This is a genomic window from Mycobacterium sp., assembly GCF_965229265.1.
In the GTDB taxonomy this organism is placed as follows: Bacteria; Actinomycetota; Actinomycetes; order Mycobacteriales; family Mycobacteriaceae; genus Mycobacterium.
Genome location: NZ_CBDDIY010000010.1, coordinates 482,028 through 501,682, shown reverse-complemented (window position 1 = coordinate 501,682; position 19,655 = coordinate 482,028). Strand labels below are relative to the sequence as shown.

Genomic DNA, 19,655 nt, shown 5'->3' with positions numbered 1-19,655 from the left:
CTCGACGAAGACTACCGACACGAGGATGGTGCACCAGTGAGCGCTGCCGAAGCCCTGCTCGCCTCGGTGCGGGTGCTGGATCTGTGCGAGGGCAGCGGTGACGGGGTCACCCGGCTGCTGGCCGACCTGGGCGCCGAGGTCATCAAGATCGAGCCGCCCGAGGGCAGCCCCGCCCGGCATGCGCTGCCGGCCCTGGACGGGGTGAGCATCCCGTTCGCGCTGCGCAACGCCAACAAACACAGCGTGGTGCTCGATCCCGCCGACGAGGCGGACCGGCGGCGGTTCTTCGAGCTGGCCAGCGGTGCCGATATCGTCGTCGACAGCGGAACACCCGGGCAGACGGCGGCGTTCGGCACCTCCTGCGCCGAGCTCGCCGACCGGTTCGAGCACCTGGTGACGATGTCGGTCACCGACTTCGGCACCGCGGGCCCGCATGCGTCCTGGCAGGCCACCGACGCGGTGCTGTACGCCATGTCGGCCGCGTTGTCCCGTTCCGGTCCGACCGTCGGCACCCCGGTGTTGCCGCCGGACGGCATCGCCTCGGCCACCGCCGCGGTGCAGGCAACGTGGGCGGTGCTGGTCGCCTACTTCAACAGGTTGCGTTGCGGCACAGGGGATTACATCGACTTTTCGCGGTTCGACGCGGTGGTCCTGGCCCTGGATCCGCCGTTCGGCACCCAGGGTCAGGCCGCGACTGCGCGCAACACGGCCGAGCGCTGGCGCGGCCGGCCGAGAAACCAGGACGCCTACCCGATCTTCGCCTGCCGCGACGGGTACGTGCGCCTCTGCGTGCTGGCCCCGCGGCAGTGGCGCGGGATGCGGGCGTGGCTGGGGGAGCCGGCGCAGTTCCAGGATCCCCGGTTCGACTCCATCGCCGCCCGGACCAGGGCGTTCGGCGAACTCGCCGAGTTGATGGCCGCACTGTTCGCCGATCGTACGATGGCGCAGCTGGTCGCCGAGGGCCAGGCGCACGGGGTGCCGATCGCCGCGGTGCTGGCCCCCTCGGATGCGCTGCACTCCGAGCACCTGGGCGCGGTGGGTGCGCTGACCGACACCGAGTTGGCACCCGGTGTCACCGCCCGCGTCCCGGTCGGCTACTGGGTCGTCGACGGCGCTCACGCCGGCTACCGAACCTCGGCTCCGCAACCCGGGAGCAGTGACAGCCGTTGGCAGACAACACCATTCGCTCCACCCCCGACCGCGTCGCCCGGGCGTCGACCACTGGAGGGTATCCGGGTCCTGGACCTCGGGGTGATCGTGGCCGGCGGCGAGTTGAGCCGGCTGTTCGCCGACCTGGGCGCCGAGGTGATCAAGGTCGAGAGCTCGGCCTACCCGGACGGGCTGCGTCAGAAGCGGGAGGACCAGCAGATCAGCGAGTCCTTCGCCCGGGCGCACCGCAACAACCTGGGGTTGGGCCTGGAGCTGCGCAGCCCCGCCGGCGCCGAGCTGTTCGGCCGGCTCGTCGGCGCATCCGATGCCGTGTTCGCCAACTTCAAACCCGGAACCCTACCTGCGCTGGGGTTCCCCTACGAGCGTCTGCGCGAACTCAATCCGGGCCTAGTGCTGGCCGAAAGCAGCGCCTTCGGTGACACCGGGCCCTGGAGCAGGCAGATGGGGTACGGCCCGCTGGTGCGCGCCACCATCGGGGTGACGCGGTTGTGGACCTCGCCGGAGGAGCCATCATCCACCGCGCGGCATGCGTTCTACGACGCGACGACGATCTTCCCCGACCACGTCGTCGGACGGATCAGCGCCATCGGTGCCCTGGCCGGGCTCATCCGGCGGCAGCGCACCGGGGCCGGTGCGCGCCTGCACGTCTCGCAGGCCGAGGCGGCGATCAACCAACTCGACACCCTCTATGTCACCCTGGCCGCCGAGGCCGCCGGCGCCGGCCGGGTCGATCCCGACGCCGCCACGCACCGGGTACTGGCGTGCGCCGGGGACGACGAATGGTGTGTGGTCTCGATCAGGTCGGACGCCGACCGGCAGGCCGTCGCCACGCTGCTCGGCGGGCCGGCGGAGCTTGATGCCGCGCTCGCCGACTGGGTGGGCGCTCGCACGCCGCGTGCGGCCGCCGAGGCCCTGCAGGCCGCCGGGGTGCCCGCCGGGCCGATGTACCGCGCAGAGGACGTACACGCCGACCCCCAGCTTCAGCTGCGAAACGTGTTCAGCGACATGGTGCATCCGTTGCTTCCCGCCGCGTTGCCCACTGAGGCCGGCCCGGCACAGTACCGGCACATCCCGCCGGCGCCGCAGCAGCCGGCACCGTTGCCGGGTGCCGACACCAGGAAGGTCTGCACCGACGTCCTCGGCATGGACGCCGTGGAGATCGACGGCCTGATCGCCGACGGTGTGCTGTTCGCGGCCGAGGCCGACCAGAGAACCGGAGTGAGCAGATGACCACCAGGGCACGGCTCTTCATCGACGGGCGTTTCCGCACCGCTGATCACACCGAACCGGTGCTGGAGGCGGCCACCGGGGAGTTACTGGGCGAGGGGGCCAGCGCCACCGAGGCCGATGTCGACGCCGCGGTGGCCGCCGCCCGCGCCGCGCTGCCGGAATGGCAGTCCGCCTCACCGGACCACCGGGCCGAGATCCTGACCGCATTCGCCGACGCCCTGGACCAACGGGCCCGCAGCACAGCCGAATTGGTGACCCGCGAGAACGGCATGCCGATGTCGCTCTCACGCGGGGCCAACGGGCGCTTCCCGGCCGCCCTGGTCCGCTACTACGCGCAGTTGATCACCCAGACGCCGATCGAGGAGATCCGGCCGAGCATGATCGGGCACACCATCGTGCGCCGCGAGGCGGTCGGGGTGGTCGCGGCGATCGTGCCGTGGAACTATCCGCAGGCACTGGCGGCGTTCAAGCTCGCGCCCGCGCTGGCGGCCGGATGCACGGTGGTGCTCAAGGCCGCACCCGAAACCGCGTTGGACGCCCTGGTGTTCGCCGACGCGGCCGAGGAAGCAGGGCTGCCGCCCGGCGTGCTCAACATCGTGCCGGGTGGAGCGCAGGCCGGTGCCTACCTGGTGGCCCACCCCGGGGTGGACAAGGTGACCTTCACCGGCTCGACCGCCGCGGGCCGGATCATCGGCGAGGTGTGTGGGCGCCTACTGCGCCCGGTCACCCTCGAACTGGGCGGCAAGTCCGCGGCGATCATCCTCGACGATGCCGATCTGGACGCCACCATCAAGGGGCTGCGCAACGCGTCGTTCGTCAACAACGGCCAGACCTGTCATCTGAGTTCGCGGATCCTTGCTCCGCGGTCGCGCTACGAGGATGTGCTGGCAGCGCTGGTCGACATGGTCAACGGACTGAAGGTCGGCGATCCGCTGGACACCTCGACCGACATCGGTCCGCTGGTCAGTGCGCGCCAGCGTGACCGGGTGCTCGGCTATATCGCCGCAGGAACCACCAGTGCGGCCAAACTTGTTGTGGGCGGCTCGATTCCACCTGATCAGCCGCGCGGTTGGTTCGTCGCACCGACGGTGTTCGCCGATGTCGACAACAACGATCGGATCGCCCAGGAGGAGATCTTCGGTCCGGTGCTCGCGGTGATTCCCTACGACGGCGACGAGCAGGCCATTGCGCTGGCCAACGACAGCGAGTTCGGCCTGGCCGGGACGGTGTGGTCCACCGACGACGAACGGGCCACCGAGGTGGCCCGGGCGGTGCGCACCGGAACCATCGGCGTCAACGACTACCAGCTGGACTTCCGCGCGCCGTTCGGCGGGGTCAAGTCCAGCGGCATCGGCCGCGAACTCGGGCCCGAGGGGCTGGAGGCGTTCTTCGCGGTGAAGTCGATCTACCGGGTTGGGCCCGCCGACCGCTGATCAACAGCGGCCGAGTGGCCACTTACGGCACGGTTTTCGGTCGTTCTCGTGTCGTAGGTGGCCACTCGGCCGAGAAGGCTAGCCGCCGGTGCCGATGCAGCCCACGCCGTTGACGCAGCCGCCTCCACCGCCGGGGCCGCCGCCGCCACTGCCGACGCCGGGAATGGTGCCGCTGCCGCCACCGGGGCCGCCGCTGCCGGTCGGGCCGCCGGGGATGCTGCCGCCGCCGCCACCGGGTCCACCGCTACCGGTGGGACCGCCCGGGATGCTGCCGCCGCCACCGCCAGCGCCGCCGCTACCGGTCGGGCCGCCGGGGACGCTGCCGCTACCGCCTTCGGTGCCGCCGGGGGCGGTCGTGGTGTCGGTGGCGGACGGGCTGGTGGTCACGGTCACTTCAGCCGATGTCGGCGACGTCGAACTGCTTTCCGAACCGCCGCCGTCGCTGCTCCCGCAGCCGATGGCCAGCGTCAGCATCGCGGCACCGCCGAGCAGGCCCACCGTGGTTCTGGAAAATCGTCTCGATCCGAGAGGCATGCGGCCCTCACTTCCTTGTTAGGGGACATCACGGCGTACCCGCCGCGGGCGCGAACAAACCCTGCGCCGCCCCTAGCGCCGCCGACCTCAGTCGCGGGCGAATGCCGCCGCGGCCTCCCGCTCCAGATCCAGGTATTGGTCGGCGCCGACGTCGACACCGACTCCGAGGATGCGACCGCCGGTGAACGGGAACCCCGGTGGGTAGGACCGGCTGACCGGATCGGCGCTGTCGTAGCCCACGCACAGCCCGTCCCCGCACAGGGTGAACGGCCCGATCTGCGCCCGCATCGGCCCCTCGGCCACAACCTGTTGCCCCACATACAATTTCGCCATCCCCAGCGATTCCATGTGCTCGCCGGCGCCATCGCGGACGAACTCCACTCCCAGCGTCAGCTGGCCCGTGTCGAGTTCGGGGGAGACGAAGGTCTGTTCGGGTTTGATACCGAGGAAGTTGTAGACGTAGTGCAGTTTGCGATCCTTGATGAACAGCGTGTGCCCGCCGAATCGGGAGCCGTGGGCGAAGATCACGCCCTGCGACTGCGGGGTCACCTCGACGTCGGCGAGAATCTTGTAGGAGCGGCCGCGGATGTTGACCGCGGTCGACTCCGGCACCGGTGAGGTGTCGGGGAAGTAGATGTAGCGCGATCGGGGCGGTTCGCCCTGCGGCCGGACGTCGCTGATCTGCTCGATTGCGGGGCGGTCATCAAGCGGCAGAACGAAATTCGCCTCGGCCTCCTCGAACCACGCGTCGATGAGTTCCTGCAGTTTCTCTGGGTGCTGGTCGGCGACGTTGCGCGCCTCGGCGCGATCGGAGTCCACGTGATAGAGCTCCCAACGGTCGGCGTCGAAATGGCCCTTGCCGCTGATCGGTGCGTGCAGGGCCGCGGCTTTCCAGCCGTCCTGCCAGATCCCGCGGGTGCCCAGCATCGAGAAGTACTGCCGCTTCTTGGTCGTTGGCGCGTGGGCGTCGTCGAAGCTGTAGCGCATCGACACCCCGTTGAGCGGGTACTGCTCGACTCCCCGGTAGGCGGTGGGCATCTGCAGTCCGACGGCATCGAGGATGGTCGGGACGATGTCGGTGCAGTGGTGGTACTGGTGCCGCATCTCGCCCTTGGCCTTGATGCCTTTGGGCCAGTGGATGACCAGCGGGTCGCAGGTGCCGCCGGCGTACTGCGCATAGCGTTTGAACATCTGGAACGGGGTGGAGAACGCCACTGCCCAGCCGGTCGGGTAGTGGTTGTAGGTGTCCGGTCCGCCCAGCTCGTCGAAGTACGACATGTTCTCCTCGAGGCTGTCGGGATAGCCGTTGAAGAACTTGTTCTCGTTGACTGACCCGTTGGGTGTGCCCTCGCCGGAGGCGCCGTTGTCGGCGCAGTACAGGATCAGCGTGTTGTCCAGCTGGCCGGTCTTCTCCAGATAGTCGACGATGCGACCGACCTGAACGTCGGTGTACTCCGAGAACCCGGCGAACACCTCGGCCATTCGGCAGAACAGCCGCTTCTCATCGTCGTTGAGCTCGGCCCACGGGCGCACATAGTCGTCCTTGTTGGCCACATCGTCGGGCATCGGGTTCAGCGGGGTCAGCTCGGTGCCTTCGGGAAGCACTCCGCGCTCGATCATCCGGGCCAGCGCCCACTCCCGGTAGGCCTCGTAGCCGTCGTCGAAGACGCCCTTGTACTTGTCGATGTACTCCTGCGGGGCATGGTGGGGCGCGTGGTTGGCACCCGGACAGAACCACATGAACCACGGCTTGGATGGGCTCGAGGAGCGGATGTCGCGCAGCATCCGCAGCGCCTGGTCGGCGAGATCCTTGGAGAGGTGGTAGCCCTCCTCGGGGGTATACGGCGGCTCGATGAAGTGGTTGTCCTCGACGAGGTCCGGATACCACTGGTTGGTCTCGCCACCCAGGAAGCCGTAGAAGCGGTCGAAGCCTTTGGACAGCGGCCACTCCGAACGACTGCCCCCGGCCGACAGGTCCTCGACGGGCACGTTGTGGTTCTTACCCAGCCACATGGTGGCGTACCCGTTGTCCTGCAGGACCTGTCCGATGGTGGCGCACTCGGCGGGTAACCGGCCGGCCGCCCCGGGAAAGCCCATCGAGCCTTCGGTGATCGAGGCGCAGCGGTTCACGTGGTGGTTGCGTCCGGTCAGGAAGGTGGACCGGGTGGGTGAGCACAGCGCGGTGGTGTGCCATTGGGTGTAGGTGACGCCGTTGTCGGCCAGCCGGTCCAGGGTCGGCATGGCGATCCGCCCGCCATAGGGTGACCAGGCTGCCTGGCCGGTGTCGTCGTAGAGGACGATCAGGACGTTGGGCGCGCCCTCGGGTGCCTTCTTGAGTTCGTAGGGCGTCCAGTCGGGGACCGAATCCCTGATGTCGAGCTTGATGACTCCGCGAAATGGTTCGGTCACGGTGGCTCCTCCCAACATCGGCAGCACGTTCCTCGGCTGCGATGCGGACATGCTTGCACCGGCTGCGGCGGGGCGCAGATGAACGTGGAATCCGTCATTACCGACTTTCGGCCTGTTATCGGCCTGATGTTTGACATTGTGTCAACACTCTTCAACGATGGCCCTGTGGGCGGAGCAGTGACCGACAAGAAATTGCGCACCCGCGCTGTTCTGCTGGTGGCCTTGCAGGAGCTACTGCTCGACCGGACAGTGGGAACCGTCTCGGTGCCGCAAGTGGTGGCCAGGGCCGGCGTGGCGCAGGGGACGTTCTATTCGCACTTCGAGTCGCTGTCCGTTGCCACCCAGGCCATCGGCGGCCTGTTGATCGGCGAACATATCCGTGCCCTGGAAGTCGCGACCGCCGGTGCCGCCGATCAGGCCGATCTTGTCGCCCGCACAACGCGCCAGACGCTCACCCTGCTGGCCGCCAACCGTGATGTCGGAAGACTGCTGTTCGACTCGGGCCTGCCGGCCGACGGTCTCATCGGGGGCTTCCACATCCACCTGCGTGAGGACGTCCAACTCGGCGTGACCCGGAGCGAGTTCCGAGTAGCCGACTTGGACGCGACCTGCAGCATCTTCGCCGGCGCAGTGATGGGCACGTGCCTGGATCTCTACCGCGGCCGCCTCTCCCGGGACTCCATCCCGATCGTCATCGCCGAGTTGCTGCGGCTGCTGAACGTCAATGCGCGCAAAGCGCACCGCTTGGCGAACGCCACCCATGAGTTCGTGCCATGGCGCCCATTGCCACTGTCGGACGTCGAAATCTGAGGCACAGCGGCGGCTTCGATCGATGGTCCGTCGGCTCGAAATGACAAAGTGTCAATGAGTGGCTAATGTCCGTCCCTGTGGGGATCACGATGAGCCTGGGCTGGCTGAGGCGCCACGCGTCGGTGCGGGGGATTGTCATGACCGTGCTGGCACTGATCGTCGCGGGCTTGGCGATCGCGACACTGTGCTACCAGCCCCGCCCCATCGTCGACGTCTCAAGCATTCCAGCGACGACCACTGCACCCGCGGTCGATGTTGCGGCGCCCGTTGTCCCGCCGTTGGGTGTCTTTCACGTTGAATGCGTCATGGCGCCAACCGATTTGCCTTGGCTTCCGCATGCGATGATTTTTGACCCGACGCAGCGACCAGGGGCATAGCCGCAACGCTTCGAGATGTACAGCACAGATCCGCCACGCCCGTTGGTGCAGAGAGCTTTTGAGACGTCATGACCCGCTCCGAATCCAAGTATTGACAGATTGTCATTTCTAGGCGACGATTCGGGTTGTGGGGGGACGAATCAGGTCAGCTGGGGCGCGGTATCTGCACGGCCACCTCGTCGAGGCATTACGGAATTGCCACCCGCCCAAAGCTGTTCGCCCGTCATTGGGCCACCGATGCGCACTGGCCCAATTGTGTTGCGACGGTGTTCATTCTTTCCTGGTCGCTCATGTCGTTGAAAGGTTTCCCGATGGTGTCGTCGTCGTCCGTTCGTCGTAGTGTGTCTCGTTCTGTTGTGACGGGTGTGTTGGATCGGCCTGTTGTGGGGCGGGTGGGTGGTTTGGCATTCGCTCTTGGGGTGGGTGCGGTGATTGTGGCGGTGCCGGCGGTGGCGTTTGCCGATGACGGGTCGGGTTCGGGGTCGTCGGGATCGTCGGTGTCAGCAGGGCCGTCGGTGTCGAAGGGTGTGAAGGCGGGTTCGGCGCGGGCCTCGTCGGTGTCGGCGGGGCGGGTGTCGCCGCGGTCGAGTGTGGCCGGATCTCGTGGTACGGCGGTGTCGGCCCGCGCGGCGGCGGCGGTCGATGTGGCCTCCTCGGTGCGCGCACAGGTGACGCCGAAGTCGGTGGCAGCGGTGAGCTTGCCGGCGCCGGGGACCGTGGTGGGGTTCTTTGTCGGCAATGGCACTGCCGATCATCCTGATGCCGGGATCTTGCTGGGTAATGGTTATAGCTGGACGGCGCAGACCTGCCCGTCGGGGGCGTGCACCGGTGGCCGGGGCGGGTTGATCGGCAATGGCGGCAACGGTTTTGGTGGCGGCAACGGTGGTGCGGCTGGTTGGTTTGGTCGCGGTGGTGACGGTGGTGCCGGTATCGATGGTGGTGTCGGTGGTAATGGTGGCGCGGGTGGTTTGTTGGCCGGTGATGGTGGCACCGGCGGCAGTGGTGCTAGCGCCACCGCGGTCGGCGGCCGTGGTGGTAACGGCGGTAACGGCGGCAACACCGGTGTCCTGTCGCTGTGGGGCAGCGGTGGTGCCGGTGGTGATGGCGGCCAGGGAGCCGCCGGCACTGTGGCCGAGACTGCCGGTGGCCCTGGTGGTATCGGCGGTGCCGGTGGTGATGGTGGTCGTGGTGGTGCGGGCAGTTTGATCCTGGGCCGCGGTGGTGACGGTGGCACCGGCGGCGGCGGTGGTGCCGGTGGAACTGGGGCGGCTGGCAGCAACGGCCAGGATGCCACCGAGGCCGGTGCCAGGGGTGACGATGGTGACGATGGTGGTAATGGCGGTGCCGGTGGTGCCGGTGGCGCTGGTGGTCAAGCCGGCGCTGGTGCGGCGTTGGTGGTGTTCCAGCGCAAGGGAATTGGCGGTAACGGTGGCAATGGCGGTACCGGTGGAGCAGCCGGTGCGGCCGGTGATGGTGGTGCCGGCGGTGCCGGAGACGCCGAGAACCTCGACGGTGGCAACGGCGGCAACGCCGGCAACCCAGGAACTCCCGGCAACGGCGGAGCCGCCGGCCTGGCCGCAACCGGCGGCGCAAACGGACAGGCTGGCACGACTGGGGCTGCAGCCACCAGCGGTCTCGGTGGTGACGGCGGCAACGGCTACGACGCTGCCGCCGACCCCACCGCTACAGCCGGAACCAACGGCGGCAACGGCGGAACCGGCGGTACCGGCCGCATCGGCGGAAACGGTGGAAACGGCGGCAACGGCGTTCAAGCCGAGCTGGCCCCGGCGATCATTTCTCGCATTGCGCTGAGTTCGTTTGGCTATGGAATAGCGGTCAGTTCCGACGGCGCCCGCACCTATGCCGCCTTGCCGGGCGGCAATGCACTGGCGGTGATCGACACCGATTCAACCAGTCCCACCTACAACACGGTGATCGCCACCATAACCGTGGGTAACGGTCCGCGCGAGGTAGCGGTGACACCTGATGGCAATGCTGTTTACGTCACCAACTACAAGGCCAAGACGGTCTCGGTGATCGACACCAAACAAGGCAGCCCCACCCAGAACACTGTGATCAAGACCATCGATGTGGGGACGCAGCCTTTCGGTATCGCGATCGGTGCGAATAATCGCGCGTACGTGGCCAATAGCGGCTCCGGCTCGATCTCGGTGATCGATACAGATCCGAACAGTCTCAACTACAACACCGTCGTCAAGACCATCGCCGTCACCGGGTATCCGAACAGCATTGCGCTCAGTTCTGACGGCACCCGCCTCTATGTCAATGACTCCGGCGGCAAGACCGTCTCGGTGCTGGATGTGTCGAAGAACTACGAATCCGTCGCCACTATCACCGTTAGCACGTTCCCGAACCAGGTGGCGGTGAGCCCCAGCACGCCGCGCCTATACACCACCAGTCAGCTGGCCAACGACGTGACCGTCATCGATACCACCACCAATCGGGTCATTGAACAGTTCCCAGCCTCCGTCCCTGCTGGTTTGGTGGTCAGTCCCGACGGGAATCGGCTTTACCTCGGAAACCAAGACAAGAACACGTTGTCGGTGATCGACACCGACCCGGCAAGCCCGACCTACAACCAGACGATCGCGACAGTCGAACTCGGCGGCTCCATGTTCAGGCTGGCGCTCAACTCCGACGGCAGCCTCCTCTATGTCACCGATTACACGAACAGCGAAGTGTTGGTCATCGACACCACATCGACCACGCCGGCCGGCAACGGCGGCAAGGGCGGCAACGGCGGCAACGGATCATCGTCCGCCGGGGATGCCGCCGGCGGCGACGGTGGTGACGGCGGTAGCGGGGGAGTTGCTGGTACGGGTGGAAACGGCGGCACGGCAACGGCATTGGGCAATGCGATCGGCGGCAACGGCGGCAATGGCGGCGACAGCTCTAGCAGCGACACCGATGGCGGTGACGGCGGCGACGGTGGCGATGCGTCGAGCACCGGGGCCGGCACTGCTACCGGAGGCTTGGGCGGCAACGGTGGCACCGGCGGGCCCGGTGGCGCCGACGGCACCCCAGGTGAGAACGGAAATCCCGCAGCAGCAGACTGATTCAGTCCAGAGATTCCCAGAAGTCGGACAGCGCCTTCGCCCCGCGGACCGGGTCCTCCAGCATCCACCAGTGACCCAGACCCTCGAGTTCCACGGTGCGGGCCCCGGCCCGCTCCGCGGCGCGCCGGCGGGTGTCGTCGCCACCGATGAATGGGTCGGCGGTGGCCAATAAGGACAGTCCCGGCCGGGCAGCCGCATTGGCCAGTGTGCGGCTGGCTTCGGCCATCGCAGGCTGGGTGGCGGAACGGTAGAGCGCCAGAATTGCCCGGCCCATCTCGGGTCCCTGGCCGGCGGCCAGCTCGGCCGCGACCTCGTCCGGTATGCCGAGGGCCGCCATCTGTGCGGCACGGTCGGCCAGGGAGCCTCCGACCATCGACTCGATCAGTTCCTCGCCGGCCCCAGGCGTCTGCCAGACCTGCGCCAAGTCGTGCCAGACGTAGTCGGGGTCGAACAGCCCGACCACGTCACTGGCCCAGCTGCGCACCAGCTCCGGCCGATGCATGACCAGGTTGACGACGTGCCCGCCGCCCCAGTCGTGGCCGACCAGGTCGACCGGGGTGTCGAACGCCGCCAGCTCTGCCTCCAGCCAGTCGCGATAGGCCAGGAACGTTGCCGGGAAATCGCCCGGCAGCGGCGCGCCGAAACCTGGCGGGGACAGCCGTACCACGTCGTCGCGGCCGAGAACCCGCACCAGCGGGCCCCAGATCGCGTCGGTTTCCGGATTACCGTGCACGAGGACCACCGTCATACCGACATCCTGGCACCGGCCACCGAGGCACACGGCACAGACCGCCAGATCGGCGGCAACGCCCCCGGTGCTAGGTTTTGACAGGCGTCAAACGCCCAGTCGACTCCAGGAAGGACCGCCGATGGACTCTCGGACTCCGGTATTGGTCGGTGTCGGGCAGGTCAACCAGCGCGCCGACGCGCCCGAGATCGAGCCCGTCGACCTCATGGCCGAGGCGGCCCGGGCCGCCGCCGACCCGCGGGTGCTGCAGGCCATCGACACGATTCGGGTGGTCAACCTGCTGTCGTGGCGCTACCGCGACCCCGGCCTGCTGCTGGGCGAGCGGATCGGTGCCGCCGGCGCCGCGACCCGCTACTCCGGGGTTGGCGGGAATACCCCGCAGTCGCTGGTCAACCAAGCCTGCCTGGACATCCAGCAGGGCCGGGCCGACGCCGTGCTGCTCGCCGGTGGCGAAACGTGGCGCACCCGAATGAAACTGCGCGCCAAGGGAATCAGACCTGACTGGACCCGGCAGGATGAGACCGTGCCGGTGCCGCCGGGCGGCGAGGACGTCCCGATGTCCGGCCCGGCCGAGGACCGGATCGGGCTGGACCGACCCTCCTTCGTCTATCCGCTCTTCGAGCAGGCGCTGCGGATCGCCAACGGCGAGAGTAGCGATGAGCACCGCCAGCGAATCGGGACGCTGTGGGCCCGATTCAGCCAGGTGGCGGCGGGTAACCCACACGCCCGGAGCCGGGAGGCGCTGACCGCCGAGCAGATCTGGCAGCCGAGCCCGGACAACCGGATGATCAGCTGGCCCTACCCGAAGCTGATGAACTCCAACAACATGGTCAACCAGGCCGCCGCGATCATCCTCTGCTCCGTGGAGAAGGCGACCTATCTGCAGATCCCGCGCGACCAGTGGGTTTTCCCGTACGCGGGTACCGATTCACACGACACCTATGCGGTGGCCGAACGGGCCGAGCTGCACCGCTGCCCGGCAATCCGGATCGGCGGAGGCCGGGTGCTGGAACTGGCCGGCGTCGGCGTCGACGACATCGATTACGTCGACATCTATTCCTGCTTCCCGTCGGCGGTACAGGTGGCGGCCAACGAGCTGGGCCTGCCCACCGACGACCCACAGCGACCGTTGACCGTGACCGGCGGGCTGACCTTCGCCGGCGGCCCGTGGAACAACTACGTCATGCACTCCATCGCGACTATGGCCGAGTTGCTGCGAGCCAACCCCGATGCCCGCGGTCTGATCACGGCCAACGGCGGTTACCTGACCAAACACAGCTTCGGGGTCTACAGCGCCACCCCGCCGCCCGCCGATTTCCGCTGGGAGGATGTCCAGCCGGTCGTGGATCGCGAACCCACCCGCACCGCGCTCGTCGAATGGGACGGCGACGGCACGGTGGAGTCGTGGACCACCCCGTTCGACCGGGACGGTCGCCCGGAGAAGGCCTTCCTGGCCGTGCGCACCCCCGACAATGCCCGCACCCTGGCCCTCATCGACGATCCGGAGGCTGCCGCGGCGACCGTGCGGGACGATATCGCGGGAGCCAAGGTGCGCGTGCACGCCGACGGCCGCGCCAGCCTGCTCTGATCGGCGCCGGTAATACGCCTCGTGGCGCAGGCTCACCCTGAACGCCCCCGGTATACCGTGACCCGGTGATGTGGCGAACGATCGCGGCCCTGTCGGCGCTGTGGTGCGTACTGATCGTCGTACCGGCGCTGATCGCCGCGCGAGTGCTGGCCCAGAGCGCCCCCGGCACGGTCAAGGCATGGGTGTTGGGCAGCTGGATCGTCGGCTATGTTGCTCAGTTCGTTGTGTTTCTTGCTATTTCGCGCCGATCGCCACGCTCGGTGCTGCTCGGCTGGTTCGTCGCTTCGATAGTGCCGTGGGCCGCGGACTGGACGGCGCCGGTGTCACTGTGGTGGCTGGTGCTGTGGGCGGCGGTGGCCATCGGCTACGCGACGTGGCTGGTTGTCCAGGTGTCGCGGGTCGACCGCCTGCGTGCCGGCGGGCAGCGCGGCACCGGGGTGGTGCTCGCGGTCATCAGGCCGACGTTCAACGTGGTAGCCACCAAGGACTCCAGCCGCCGCGTGCTGCGGCTGCGGGTCGAAAGCGCCGACGGCTCAGCGGCTTACGAAGCACGCCTGACCGCGACGTTCACCCTTGGCGAGATTCCCGAGCCCGACGACAGGGTCGCGGTCCGCATCGATCCGGCACGACCGGACCACATCGAACTGATCGAGGACGAACCGCTGCAGCGGGCTTGCCCGCCGCCTGCCGACCTCGACCCGGAGGTCGCCGACCAGTTGCGCAAACTGACGACCATGCGTGATCGCGGTGACCTCACCGACGCCGAGTTCGCCACGGCACGAAAGCGGCTGCTGGACTGGTGATCAGCCCGCGACGCGTCGGCGGACGTCGTCGTCGATCCAGACCCGCGCCAGCGCGGCAGCCAGCGGCGCCACCGCCCACCCGGTGAGGCCGGCCAGCTCGGTCGGGTCGCGCGGAAGTCCCAGGTCGGCCGCGGCGTCCAGGGCGCGGGGGTCGAAGTAGGGGCGCACCCAGGGCCAGACGTCCTGCACCTCGCGCAGAAAGATGTCCGCGACGGTGTCGCCGATGCCGGCGAACTGCTTGAGCAGCTGTTTGGCCGACCGGACGTCGGGCTTGCTGATCCTGGCCAGGCCACGCAGGTCGCCGTGGTACTCCTGGTCGACGCGGGCGGCGATGTCGGTGAGCCGAGTGGCCGAACTCTCGTCATAGCGGACGTAATGGGCGCGGCCGAACGCGTCGATCATCGTGTGCCGCTCGGCGGCAAGCACCGCACGCGGGGTACGCAGGCCGGCGCCGAACAGTTCGGTGGCGGCGCGGGCGGCCACGGCGGCGTCGATCGGCTTGCTGGCCAGCATGCACAACACCAGCAGCTGGAACAGCGGCATCGGGGTGTCCCGCAGGGTGATCCCTGCCTCGGCGGCATAGGTTCTGCCTGCTTCGCGCAGCAGGCGGCGGACGGTTTCGGTCGCGCTACGGGTCTCCATCACGGCTGCTTTGCCCGGCCGGCCCGGCGGCAAACCGGATCATTTCGGCGGCAAGGATCTTGCGTAGTCGACGCCGCGGGTGACCCAGCTGTGCAGTTGACGGCCCGTTCGCAGCCCGGTGCCGACGACGCGGACCCAGCCGCGGGTCTCCCGCCCGGCCATGATCATCGGCTCAACGTGCTGGCGCGCCAGCACAGCGGCGGTGTCCTCCGGCGGCACGCGCACCATCAGCCCACCGCGCCCGCTAACAGCGACCGCCATGTTGCCGTCGATCAGGAAGGCCAAGCCGCCGAACATCGGCTTCTCCTCGACGGCGCGTTCAGCGGCGAGGAGTTCCCGGATCCGGTTCGCCAATTCCTCGTCGTAGGCCACGCGACGCTCCCTTCCATCCAGTGCGATTGTGGCCCGCGAGTGGGACGTGCGTCAGCGCTTCGTATCGCGCCAGGCGACCAGCTTCTCGACCGTGCCGAGGTCGTATTGACCCCCGGAGGCGCGAACCTCGGTATGGAATAACGTCGCTCCCGCCGCCAGGTAGTCGTCTGCCGATTGCGGATCGGTCCACAGCGTCGAGCGCTCGATGTCACTGTCGGCACGCCCGAATCCAGCGGCCAGCTCGGCGAGGCGGGCACTGGCCTCCCGGTAGGAGTCGATGGGCAGGAAGGTGTGCCAGATATCGGCGTGGCGTGCGACGGCGGGCAGCGTCCGCTTGGGGCCGGATCCACCGATCAGGATCGGGATCTTGCGCAGCGGTGCCGGCTGCAACAACTCGAGCCGGCGCTCGATGCGCAGCAGGCCCTCGTCGAACAGGTCGGCTCGGGATTTGACCGTCCCGAAGTCGAAACCGTACGTGGTGTAATCCTTCTCGTACCAACCGGCGCCGACGCCAAGGATGGCCCGCCCGCCGCTGATGTGGTCGACGGTGCGCGCCATGTCGGCGAGCAGGTCCGGATTGCGGTAGCCCATGCCCGCAACCAGCAGTCCCAGCTCGGCACGCGTGGTGATCTCTCCCCAGGATGCCAGCGCGGTCCAGCCCTCGAAGTTGTTCACGTCGGGCTGGACGTCGGCCAGTACCACCTTCGCGTCGGCGATCGACTCGATGAACGGCGCATGGAAGTGGTCGTAGCCGAAGATGACGTCCACCCCGATTTCCTCGGCATGCAGGACGGCCTGGCGCCAGGTGGCGTAGTCAGGGGTCTCGGCTGGCTGGATCTGTACGGCGATACGCACGGGATAGGTCACTCCCGCCACAAACCGGATACCCCTCGATTTATTCCGCGAGCAGACGCAGAATCGCACGGATCCTCTCGAATTCGTGCGATTCTGCGTCTTGTCGCGGCGGGTCAGGCTGCGGTCGTCACCGCCTCAGCGGCCGGCTCGAGCGCCTGCGCAACGATCTCGGCGACGTCGGTCATCGGCTTGACCGTCAGCGCCTCGAGCACCTCGGCCGGCACGTCGTCCAGGTCGGGCTCGTTGCGCTGCGGGATGAAAACCGTTGACAATCCGGCGCGTTGGGCCGCCAGCAGCTTCTGCTTGACACCACCGATGGGCAGCACCCGGCCGTTGAGCGTGACCTCACCGGTCATTCCGACATCGGAGCGGACCTGCCGCCCGGTGGCCATGGACACCAGCGCCGTCACCATCGTCACACCGGCGGACGGCCCGTCCTTGGGCACCGCGCCGGCCGGCACATGCACGTGGATCTTGCGGTTCAGCGCCGCGGGATCCACGCCCAACTGCTCGGCATGGCTGCGGACGTAGGACAGCGCGATCTGCGCCGACTCCTTCATCACGTCACCCAACTGCCCGGTCAGCTGAAGTCCGGCCTCGCCGTCGGTCGACCCGGCCTCGATGTAGAGCACATCGCCACCCAGGCCGGTCACAGCCAGGCCGGTGGCGACACCGGGCACCGCCGTGCGTTCGGCCGACTCCGGCATGAACCGTGGCCGTCCCAGGTACTCGACCAGGTCGGGCTCGTCGATGCGCACCGGCGCGTCGCTGGAGTCCAGTTTGGTGGTGACCTTCCGCATTGCCTTGGCCAGCAGCCGCTCGAACTGACGCACACCGGGTTCACGGGTGTAGTCCGCGGCGATCTTGCGCAGTGCCGCGTCGGTGACCGTGACCTCCTCGGCGGTCAGCGCCGCGCGCTCAGCCTGCCGGGGCAGCAGGTAGTCGCGGGCGATGGCGACCTTGTCGTCCTCGGTGTAGCCGTCGATCTGAACCAGCTCCATGCGGTCCAGCAGCGCCGACGGGATGTTCTCGATGACGTTGGCCGTCGCCAGGAACACCACATCGGACAGGTCGAGATCCAGGTCGAGGTAGTGGTCGCGGAACGTGTGGTTCTGCGCCGGGTCCAGGACCTCCAGCAAGGCAGCCGACGGGTCGCCGCGGTAGTCGGAGCCGACCTTGTCGATCTCGTCGAGCAGTACGACCGGGTTCATCGAGCCGGCCTCGCCGATCGCGCGGACGATCCGGCCGGGCAGCGCGCCGACGTAGGTGCGCCGGTGCCCGCGGATCTCGGCCTCGTCGCGCACGCCACCCAGGGCGACGCGAACGAAGTTGCGGCCCAACGCCCGTGCCACTGATTCACCCAGCGACGTCTTGCCGACCCCGGGCGGGCCGGCCAGCACCATCACCGCGCCGGAGCCGCGGCCGCCGACGACCTGCAGACCGCGTTGGGCCCGACGGGTGCGCACGGCCAGGTACTCGACGATGCGGTCCTTGACGTCGTCCAGGCCGTGGTGATCGGCATCGAGTATGTCTCGGGCGGCCTTGAGGTCGGTCGAGTCCTCGGTGCGGGTGTTCCACGGCAGGTCCAGGACGGTGTCGAGCCAGGTGCGGATCCAGCCGCCCTCGGGGCTCTGCTCGCTGGAGCGTTCCAGCTTGCCGACCTCGCGCAGCGCGGCCTCCCGGACCTTCTCCGGCAGGTCGGCCGCCTCGATACGCCCGCGGTAGTCATCGGATCCGTCGGGTTCGCCTTCGCCCAATTCCTTGCGAATGGCGTTGAGCTGTTGGCGCAGCAGGAACTCTTTCTGCGTCTTCTCCATGCCCTCGCGGACGTCCTGGGAGATCTTGTCGCTGACCTCGACCTCGGCCAGATGCTCGGCGGTCCAGTCGATCAGGACCCGCAGGCGGGCGGCCACGTCTTCGGTCTCCAGCAGCTGACGCTTCTGGACGTCGGACAGGTACGACGCGTAGCCGGCGGTATCGGCCAACGCCGACGGGTCGGTGATCTTGTTGACCACGTCGACGATCTGCCAGGCCTCACGGCGTTGCAGCATCGCCAGCAGCAGCTTCTTGTACTCCGCGGCGAGTGCCTTGGTGTCCTCGTCTGCCTCGGCCGCGGTGATCTCGTCGACCTCGACCCACAGCGCCGCGCCCGGCCCGGTGGTTCCGGAGCCGATGTGGGCGCGGGTCTCACCGCGCACGACGGCAGCGGCGCCGCCGCCGGGTAGGCGACCCACCTGCACGATCGACGCGATGACGCCATGGGTGGGGTAGCGATCGTCCAGGCGTGGGGCGATCAAGAGCTTGCCGGTGGGGGTGGCCTGCGCCGCGTCCACCGCGGCACGGGCGGCGTCGTCGAGTTCGATCGGCACCACCATTCCAGGCAGCACGATCGGCTCGCTGACGAAGAGCACCGGCACAGATGTGGCTTCAGCCATCAAATCCTCCAAAGTTCAGTCTGATCGGCTCAACCCTGGTGGCTGCTGCTTTGTTCCCGGCGCATCGCACAAAGCAGCGAGCCTGCCGCCGGGGGGTGGCGACAGGCTCGCTGTTGTTGTGGTGCGCTGGACTAGCCAGCGGTGGGGGTGGCGCCCAGGACCCGCTGCATATCCGGGATCATCTGCTGCAGCTGCTGTCCCCAGTAGCCCCAGCTGTGGGTGCCGTTGGCCGGGAAGTTGAACACGCCGTTGCGTCCACCCGCGGCCAGGTAGTTGTCCATGAAGGTCTTGTTGGTGCGCAACGTGAAGCCCTCCAGGAACTGAGCGGCCATCAGGTTGCCGCCGCCACCGGAGGTGTCCAGATCCGACGGCGTACCGGTGCCGCAGTAGATCCAGATCCGGGTGTTGTTGGCGACCAGCTGGTTGATGTTGACCATCGGATCGTTGCGCCGCCACGCCGGGTCAGACGACGGACCCCACATGCTCTGCGCGTTGAAGCCGCCCGCGTCGTTCATCGCCAGACCGATCAGCATCGGCCACCAGCCCTCGGAGGGGTTGAGGAAGCCCGACAGCGACGCGGCGTAGGTGTACTTCTGCGGGTAGTAGATGGAGTAGGTCAGCGACGCGCTGCCCGCCATCGACAGGCCAACGACGGCGTTGCCGTTGGGGTCCACCCCGTAGTTGGTGGCCAGGTAGGCCGGCAGCTCCTGGGTCATGAACGTTTCCCACTTGTAGGTGTAGTTCTGACCGTTGCCCTGCGACGGCTGGTACCAGTCGGTGTAGAAGCTGGACTGACCGCCGACCGGCATGACCGTGGACAGGCCCGAGCCGTAGAGCCACTCGAAGGCGGGGGTGTTGATATCCCAGCCGTTGTAGTCGTCCTGGGCGCGCAGGCCGTCCAGGAGGTAGACGGCGTGCGGTCCGCCACCCTGGAACTGGATCCGGATGTTGCGGCCCATCGCCGCCGACGGGACATCCAGGTAGAGCACGGGCAGCCCGGGCTTGGAGAAAGCGGCCGCTGTCGCCGAACCGCCGACAACGCCGATCAAGCCGGGCAGGAAGAGTGCGGCCACGGTGGCTGCGGCCAGGCGGCGCAACCACGTGCCTCGCATCAATTCGACGATCTTCATGACGACAACATCACCTTTCGTACGTGATTCACTAGCGATCAA

At 68.0% G+C, this 19,655-nt stretch carries 15 protein-coding genes; 7 read left to right on the top strand and 8 right to left on the bottom strand.

Translation table 11 applies throughout. The features are described 5' to 3' along the window. Nucleotides 1-36: 36 nt before the first annotated feature. Together ADBZ9K_RS04540 and ADBZ9K_RS04535 are read left to right on the top strand one after the other, a co-directional pair. Nucleotides 37-2,400 carry a CaiB/BaiF CoA transferase family protein gene (locus tag ADBZ9K_RS04540; protein WP_526618781.1) on the top strand — a complete coding sequence of 788 codons (2,364 nt, stop codon included), beginning with the start codon at nucleotides 37-39 and terminating at the stop codon, nucleotides 2,398-2,400. Beyond that, nucleotides 2,397-3,833, top strand: coding sequence for an aldehyde dehydrogenase (locus tag ADBZ9K_RS04535; protein ID WP_526618779.1), 1,437 nt, complete (start codon nucleotides 2,397-2,399; stop codon nucleotides 3,831-3,833). Before ADBZ9K_RS04540 ends, ADBZ9K_RS04535 begins: the two co-directional genes overlap by 4 nt. A gap of 78 nt (nucleotides 3,834-3,911) precedes the next feature. On the opposite strand, the gene ADBZ9K_RS04530 is transcribed toward ADBZ9K_RS04535, so the two are convergent. Together ADBZ9K_RS04530 and ADBZ9K_RS04525 are read right to left on the bottom strand one after the other, a co-directional pair. Beyond that, the gene (locus tag ADBZ9K_RS04530) at nucleotides 3,912-4,307 is read right to left on the bottom strand and encodes a hypothetical protein (protein ID WP_526620730.1); all 396 of its coding nucleotides are present in this window, start codon (nucleotides 4,305-4,307) and stop codon (nucleotides 3,912-3,914) included. A 147-nt stretch (nucleotides 4,308-4,454) separates the two neighbouring features. Then, nucleotides 4,455-6,794, bottom strand: coding sequence for an arylsulfatase (locus ADBZ9K_RS04525; RefSeq protein WP_526620728.1), 2,340 nt, complete (start codon nucleotides 6,792-6,794; stop codon nucleotides 4,455-4,457). Nucleotides 6,795-6,854: 60 nt separating this feature from the next. Here ADBZ9K_RS04525 and ADBZ9K_RS04520 point away from each other — a divergent pair, with 60 nt between their 5' ends. From ADBZ9K_RS04520 to ADBZ9K_RS04510, 3 genes are all read left to right on the top strand, one after another. Next, the gene (locus ADBZ9K_RS04520) at nucleotides 6,855-7,586 is read left to right on the top strand and encodes a TetR/AcrR family transcriptional regulator (RefSeq protein WP_526618777.1); all 732 of its coding nucleotides are present in this window, start codon (nucleotides 6,855-6,857) and stop codon (nucleotides 7,584-7,586) included. 77 nt (nucleotides 7,587-7,663) lie between these two features. Continuing rightward, nucleotides 7,664-7,963, top strand: coding sequence for a hypothetical protein (locus tag ADBZ9K_RS04515; protein ID WP_526618775.1), 300 nt, complete (start codon nucleotides 7,664-7,666; stop codon nucleotides 7,961-7,963). A 401-nt stretch (nucleotides 7,964-8,364) separates the two neighbouring features. Further along, a complete protein-coding gene (locus ADBZ9K_RS04510; protein WP_526618773.1) occupies nucleotides 8,365-11,040 on the top strand; it encodes a beta-propeller fold lactonase family protein in 2,676 nt (891 codons plus the stop codon). A 1-nt stretch (nucleotide 11,041) separates the two neighbouring features. Here the strand turns inward: ADBZ9K_RS04510 and ADBZ9K_RS04505 are convergent, their stop codons facing one another. Then, complete coding sequence (locus tag ADBZ9K_RS04505) at nucleotides 11,042-11,788, bottom strand: alpha/beta fold hydrolase (RefSeq protein WP_526618772.1); 747 nt, start codon at nucleotides 11,786-11,788, stop codon at nucleotides 11,042-11,044. 121 nt (nucleotides 11,789-11,909) lie between these two features. Here ADBZ9K_RS04505 and ADBZ9K_RS04500 point away from each other — a divergent pair, with 121 nt between their 5' ends. Then, complete coding sequence (locus tag ADBZ9K_RS04500) at nucleotides 11,910-13,376, top strand: acetyl-CoA acetyltransferase (protein WP_526618771.1); 1,467 nt, start codon at nucleotides 11,910-11,912, stop codon at nucleotides 13,374-13,376. Between the two features lie 68 nt (nucleotides 13,377-13,444). Further along, a complete protein-coding gene (locus ADBZ9K_RS04495) occupies nucleotides 13,445-14,179 on the top strand; it encodes an SHOCT domain-containing protein (RefSeq protein ID WP_526620726.1) in 735 nt (244 codons plus the stop codon). Here ADBZ9K_RS04495 and ADBZ9K_RS04490 read toward each other — a convergent pair whose 3' ends face one another. From ADBZ9K_RS04490 to ADBZ9K_RS04470, 5 genes are all read right to left on the bottom strand, one after another. Beyond that, entirely contained in the window at nucleotides 14,180-14,821 is a 642-nt protein-coding gene (locus tag ADBZ9K_RS04490) for an endonuclease (RefSeq protein WP_526618769.1), read from the bottom strand. Nucleotides 14,822-14,860: 39 nt separating this feature from the next. After that, nucleotides 14,861-15,193, bottom strand: coding sequence for a TfoX/Sxy family protein (locus tag ADBZ9K_RS04485; RefSeq protein WP_526618767.1), 333 nt, complete (start codon nucleotides 15,191-15,193; stop codon nucleotides 14,861-14,863). A 51-nt stretch (nucleotides 15,194-15,244) separates the two neighbouring features. Continuing rightward, nucleotides 15,245-16,060 carry an LLM class F420-dependent oxidoreductase gene (locus ADBZ9K_RS04480; RefSeq protein ID WP_526618766.1) on the bottom strand — a complete coding sequence of 272 codons (816 nt, stop codon included), beginning with the start codon at nucleotides 16,058-16,060 and terminating at the stop codon, nucleotides 15,245-15,247. 101 nt (nucleotides 16,061-16,161) lie between these two features. Beyond that, nucleotides 16,162-18,483, bottom strand: coding sequence for an endopeptidase La (gene lon, locus ADBZ9K_RS04475; protein WP_526618764.1), 2,322 nt, complete (start codon nucleotides 18,481-18,483; stop codon nucleotides 16,162-16,164). A gap of 131 nt (nucleotides 18,484-18,614) precedes the next feature. Next, the gene (locus ADBZ9K_RS04470) at nucleotides 18,615-19,613 is read right to left on the bottom strand and encodes an alpha/beta hydrolase (RefSeq protein WP_526618763.1); all 999 of its coding nucleotides are present in this window, start codon (nucleotides 19,611-19,613) and stop codon (nucleotides 18,615-18,617) included. Between the last annotated feature and the right edge of the window lie 42 nt (nucleotides 19,614-19,655).